At 60.6% G+C, this 5,555-nt stretch carries 5 protein-coding genes and 2 pseudogenes; all 7 read left to right on the top strand.

All coding sequences use genetic code 11. The features are described from left to right. Positions 1–725: 725 nt before the first annotated feature. Positions 726–2,228 (top strand): toluene monooxygenase, encoded by a 1,503-nt coding sequence (locus AABE10_RS35860; protein ID WP_342937788.1) that lies wholly within the window; start codon positions 726–728, stop codon positions 2,226–2,228. Positions 2,229–2,252: 24 nt separating this feature from the next. After that, entirely contained in the window at positions 2,253–2,513 is a 261-nt protein-coding gene (locus AABE10_RS35865; RefSeq protein ID WP_015004451.1) for a toluene-4-monooxygenase system B family protein, read from the top strand. A 7-nt stretch (positions 2,514–2,520) separates the two neighbouring features. After that, positions 2,521–2,856, top strand: a complete 336-nt coding sequence (locus tag AABE10_RS35870) for a Rieske 2Fe-2S domain-containing protein (RefSeq protein ID WP_028371286.1) — start codon at positions 2,521–2,523, stop codon at positions 2,854–2,856. 19 nt (positions 2,857–2,875) lie between these two features. Further along, complete coding sequence (locus AABE10_RS35875; protein WP_090872397.1) at positions 2,876–3,190, top strand: MmoB/DmpM family protein; 315 nt, start codon at positions 2,876–2,878, stop codon at positions 3,188–3,190. Positions 3,191–3,202: 12 nt separating this feature from the next. Then, on the top strand, positions 3,203–4,189 hold the full coding sequence (locus AABE10_RS35880) for an aromatic/alkene monooxygenase hydroxylase subunit beta (RefSeq protein WP_342937789.1): 987 nt from the start codon (positions 3,203–3,205) through the stop codon (positions 4,187–4,189). A 207-nt stretch (positions 4,190–4,396) separates the two neighbouring features. Next, positions 4,397–4,787, top strand: a pseudogene (locus AABE10_RS36570) (transposase); the annotation flags it as partial. 192 nt (positions 4,788–4,979) lie between these two features. Beyond that, a pseudogene (locus AABE10_RS35885) lies at positions 4,980–5,192 on the top strand (IS6 family transposase); the annotation flags it as partial. Positions 5,193–5,555 lie beyond the last annotated feature (363 nt).

A 5,555-nucleotide genomic window follows, 5' to 3' on the forward strand; every position in this document is an offset into this window, starting at 1 on the left:
GTACAGCAGGTCACAGCTTCAATCTCCGATATTCGGGTTGTTGAATGTGACAAGGCAGAGAAGAGCTTTGTCATCCACTACGCTGCCGATTTACGTCCGGCGGACGGCGACACGCGTCGCACTTGAACTGGCCTCTTCTAAGTATCACGTTCGTGCGCTGGGGAAGTGTTGCATATCCGACAATGTCGGATATGCAACACTGCAGTTGCCGTGACAAGGCGAATTAAGGAGGCGGATTTAGCTTATGCGGCAAGCCGCCTAACTCCGCCCAACGCATATCAACTCGATGCTCATTGAGCACTTGGCGGGCAGCGTGGGGCCGCGCTTGGCGAAACGGCGATTAACGGCCTTTACGGCCGAAGTCACTCATTTCGTGAAACCGCGAAACTGTCAAGCTTACCATCTCGAAGCTCGTGTCGCAGTAAGGCGCTGGGGTAAGATTCACAGCCGCATTTGACGATTAAACAACGGCGAAACCGAAGAAGATACTGCCTCCGAGCCCAGCGGATGCGGCCCTGCTGTGCGTGGGGCGCTGCGCGTCCTACTCGCCAAGCGTGCGCAATCTCGTGTTCCACGTTCGCTTCGCCGCGATTCATAGATTTTTCGCCGCAGCCGCCAAGAAAGAAACACCGCGCATTGGCATTGACCTTGCGTTCAAGGGTCGCCCGGCGCAGTGCATATCGTGCCGGGCGACACATTGTCCATTCCAGCAGGGGGACATCACGATGGCGTTACTGGAACGAGCGGCATGGTATGACATTGCACGTGCCACCAACTGGACTTCAAGCTATGTGGCGGAGTCGGAGCTCTTTCCCGATCTCATGTCTGGGGCACAAGGCATTCCCATGGCGAGCTGGGAAACCTACGACGAGCCATACAAGACGTCATATCCCGAGTATGTGCGCGTGCAGCGCGAGAAAGACGCCGGCGCCTACTCGGTGAAGGGCGCGCTTGAGCGCAGCCGCATGTTCGAGGACGCCGATCCGGGCTGGCTGTCCATTCTGAAGGCGCACTACGGTGCAATTGCGCTCGGCGAATATGCGGCGATGAGCGCGGAGGCCCGAATGGCACGTTTCGGCCGTGCGCCCGGCATGCGCAACATGGCCACCTTCGGCATGCTCGACGAGAACCGTCATGGCCAGTTGCAGCTCTACTTTCCTCACGACTACTGCCCCAAGGATCGCCAGTTCGATTGGGCCCACAAGGCGTACCACACTAACGAGTGGGGTGCGATTGCCGCGCGCAGCGCGTTCGATGATCTGTTCATGTCGCGCAGTGCAATCGAAATCGCGGTCATGCTCACCTTCGCGTTCGAAACGGGTTTTACCAACATGCAGTTTCTCGGCCTCGCGGCCGATGCTGCCGAAGCGGGCGACTTCACCTTTGCAAGCCTGATCTCCAGCATTCAGACTGACGAGTCGCGCCATGCGCAAATCGGCGGCCCCGCATTGCAGATCCTGATCGCCAACGGCCGCAAAGAGCAGGCCCAAAAGCTCGTTGACATCGCCATCGCGCGCGCTTGGCGTCTGTTCTGCCTGCTCACGGGCTCGTCGATGGATTACGCCACGCCGCCCGTGCACCGCAAACAGTCGTTCAAGGAATTCATGCGGGAGTGGATCGTAGGCCAGTTCGAACGCACGCTGATCGACCTCGGACTCGACCTGCCGTGGTACTGGGCGCAGATGATCAACGAGGTCGACTACCAGCACCACGCCTATCAATTGAGTATCTGGTTCTGGCGGCCTACTGTCTGGTGGAATCCTGCTGCCGGCATGACGCCTGAGTGCCGCGACTGGCTCGAAGAAAAATATCCCGGCTGGAACGACACGTTCGGCAAGGCGTGGGACGTCATCATCGATAACCTGCTCGCCGGCAAGCCCGAACTCACTGTTCCGGAGACGCTGCCGATCATCTGCAACATGAGCCAGCTGCCCATTTGCGCGATCCCTGGCAATGGCTGGAATGTGAAGGACTATCCACTCGACTACAACGGCCGCACATATCACTTCAACTCGGAAATCGATCGCTGGGTGTTCCAGCAGGACCCCGTTCGCTACCGCGATCACCTCACGCTCGTCGATCGCTTCTTGGCCGGGCAGATCCAGCCGCCTGACCTGACGGGCGCGTTGAAGTACATGGGGCTCGCACCGGGCGAAATCGGCGACGACGCGCACCACTACGCGTGGGTCGAAACGTACCGCGACAAGCGTTACGAAAAAAAGCCGTGAAGCGGCGATTCAATGGAGGACGACATGGCTCTTTTCCCTGTGATTTCCAATTTTCAGTATGACTTCGTATTGCAGCTCGTGGCCGTGGATACGGACAACTCGATGGACGAGGTCGCCGCCGCAGCGGCTCACCATTCGGTGGGCCGGCGAGTAGCGCCTCGACCGGACAAGGTGATCCGCGTGCGCCGCCAAGACGGCGAGCAGTTCTATCCGCGCGACGCGAAACTCGCCGAGACAGACATCAAGCCGATGGAAACGCTCGAATTCATCTTTTGCGACGACTGAGGCCAGCATGTTGTTCCAGAAAGTTTGCACCCTCGACGACCTGTGGGAAGGCGAGATGACCGAAGTGGAAGTGGATGGCCACGTGATCGTGCTGGTACGCCCCGAAGGCGGCGAGCCGCGCGCCTTTCAGGGCATTTGCCCGCACCAGGACATTCCACTCGTCGAAGGAAAATTCGACGGCCGCGTGCTGATGTGCCGCGCGCATCAGTGGACCTTTGACGCAAGCACCGGCAAAGGCATCAATCCGGGTGACTGCCGTCTCGCCGAATACGCCGTGAGACTCGAAGGCGACGATGTTCTGATTGCGGTCGAAGGCGTCGAACCATTCTTTGCCCATTCCTGAGTCCGCAGGGGAACACAACGTGACCATCGACAACACCGCCGAAGCGTACCGCAACAACCGCGTGGGTCCCGTGCTTCGCGCGAGCAGCATTACAGCCGGCGTCATCGAAGCCGCGCATGTGGACAACCCCGGCAAGGCAATTCGCGTGGACGACAAGCTCGCCTATGTGCGCATCGACGCGGACGGCGAACTGATCCTCCGCCGCGCGACGCTCGAGGAAACACTGGGCCGGCCGTTCAGGATGTCCGAGCTCGAAGTCAATCTCAGCGCGTTTGCGGGCCGCATCGAGACGACCGACGACTATGTGCGCTTTTACTACGAAAAGACGCTTTAGCTGGAGACGAGCATGACGCAACCCATAGTCCTCAAGCCACTGAAAACCTGGAGCCATCTGGCGGCCCGGCGGCGTAAGCCAAGCGAGTACGAGATCGTCTCGACCAATCTGCACTACACGACCGACAATCCCGATGCGCCGTTCGAGCTGGACCCGAACTTCGAAATGGCGCAATGGTTCAAGCGAAACCGAAATGCATCGCCGCTGACTCATCCCGACTGGAATGCGTTCCGCGATCCGGACGAACTCGTCTACCGCACCTACAACCTGCTCCAGGACGGGCAGGAAACGTATGTCTTCGGGCTGCTGGACCAGTTCTCCGCACGCGGGCACGACACCATGCTCGCACGGACCTGGGCGGGTACGCTCGCGCGCCACTACACGCCCGCGCGCTTCCTGTTCCATGCGCTGCAAATGAGCTCGGCTTATCTGACCCAGATGGCGCCCGCCTCCACGATCTCGAACTGCGCCGCTTACCAGACAGCGGACTCGCTGCGCTGGCTCACGCACACGGCGTATCGCACCAGGGAGCTGTCGCAGACGTTCGGCGACCTCGGCTTCGGCACCGACGAGCGGCACTACTGGGAAAACGATCCGGCATGGCAGGGCTGGCGCAAACTAGTCGAGCACGCACTCACCGCATGGGACTGGGCGGAGAGCTTCGTAGCGCTGAACCTCGTCGCGCGTCCGGCCGTGGAAGAGACGGTCTTGCGAAGCCTCGGCGTGGCGGCGCGGCGCAACGGCGATACGCTGCTCGGCCTCATCACCGATGCGCAGCTGATCGACGCCCAGCGGCATCGGCATTGGGCCGCCGAGCTCGTTCGCATGGCGCTCGAGCAGGAAAGCAACCGCACCGTGCTGACGGCCTGGGTGAGCAAGTGGGAACCGCTCGCCGACGAAGCTATCGCGGCCTGGTGTGCCGCCCTCCCCGACGCACCGGATGCCAGCGCGCGCGCGAAAGCGGCCGCGCGTGAGTTCAGGCGCGCCATCGGTATATGAGTGTTGGCACAAGCCGGCCCATGAAACATCGGAAGCACATAGTGAAACAGCAAATAACGATCGGGGGCGGTGGTGGTTTTTGTCGCAGTAAGGCGGTCTGTTATGCTCAAACATTGAAGAAGAAGGGTGTGCTCGATAGGGTCTTTCACCGACCGGCGTATTCAGGCCGTTTCGGGATCGCCATAATCGAACCAGTGCATTTCGTCGATCGGTCCCAACGGCGCTTGGGTGCTGTTCAAGGAAGGGTTTGACTGGCGACGTTTCGCCAACCGACGCGAGGTCGCCGGGGGGCTCTGACTCACACCCACGCCGTACCACAGCGGGGACAGGGATATCGAACAGGGCATCAGCGAGGCCGGCAACCCCGCGAGCGCGTACGATGCTCATCGAACTGGCGTGGCCCTGGCTGCGCCTGCAGCCCGACAGCCTTATGACCCAGTGGTACAGCCGTATAACCGGCGCTTTGCCGGCAACGGCAAACGCATGCGACGGGTGGGCATCGTCGCGTTGGCGCGGCGTCTCGCCATCGCGCTACGGGCTCTACCTGGAGCACGGCTGGATTCCAGCTCGGGCCTCGCTCAGGCCTGCGGCTCGGTGAAGTTCCGGGGCAGTACCGTTCGCCCGGCCCGCAAGGAACACGTGATGATCAAAGGTCGACGCGCCCGCAATGTCCGCAGGTCAGCATACCATGGTGAGCGCCGCAAAAAGATGGGGCGCCGGTAACGTTTAGGTAGACACGATACTCCCAAGTGCTTTACCGGACTTCAAGATGAGTTGCCCGGCCGCTTACCATCAGCCCACGCGCAGGCGCGAACGCCAGATGCAGGGCTTTCGCGAGCGCGACGCACACAGCAGTTTTCTCGACCTTCGCTCCTATCCGACAGCACTTTGCTTTGCCGCGACACTCGGCGGGAATGCCGGACGCCATCGCACCGAACTGAAGGTGCGTCTGCTCGCACGACAGGACTGGACGGACGTGAAAAACGGCTCACAGGCACATTAATAGCGAATCCGTACCTTCTCTACATAGATCGAATTGTCTGTCTCAAGTTGACAAAGCCTTCTTTTGCGGCTGCGGCGAGAAATCTTGAGATTGCGGCGGAGCGCACGGGCACATCCACCGGGTAGTGCAAGCGTTCGAGCACCGTAGCGACGCCCTGCAGTGCCTTCTTAGCTTTCGGCATTGTGTGACTTCACAAATGCAGGGGTGAATCACCGCAGCCGCATTACTGCGGCACACTGTCGATGGCGGTCAGGAACCGCGCAAATCCGGCGACACACAGTTGACGTGACGTGATAAAGGCGGTAACTGCAAGTTGCGGGGAAGGTCCTGACGCTGTGCGCGTCGGAAGGAGCCCGTAGGGCG

The sequence above is a fragment of the Paraburkholderia diazotrophica genome (genome assembly GCF_038900755.1).
GTDB classification, from domain to species: Bacteria; Pseudomonadota; Gammaproteobacteria; order Burkholderiales; family Burkholderiaceae; genus Paraburkholderia; species Paraburkholderia diazotrophica_A.

Coding starts and splice junctions, on each gene's coding strand:
- AABE10_RS35860 (WP_342937788.1), top strand. CDS start 726: ATGGCGTTACTGGAACGAGCGGCATGGTATGACATTGCACGTGCCACC.
- AABE10_RS35865 (WP_015004451.1), top strand. CDS start 2,253: ATGGCTCTTTTCCCTGTGATTTCCAATTTTCAGTATGACTTCGTATTG.
- AABE10_RS35870 (WP_028371286.1), top strand. CDS start 2,521: ATGTTGTTCCAGAAAGTTTGCACCCTCGACGACCTGTGGGAAGGCGAG.
- AABE10_RS35880 (WP_342937789.1), top strand. CDS start 3,203: ATGACGCAACCCATAGTCCTCAAGCCACTGAAAACCTGGAGCCATCTG.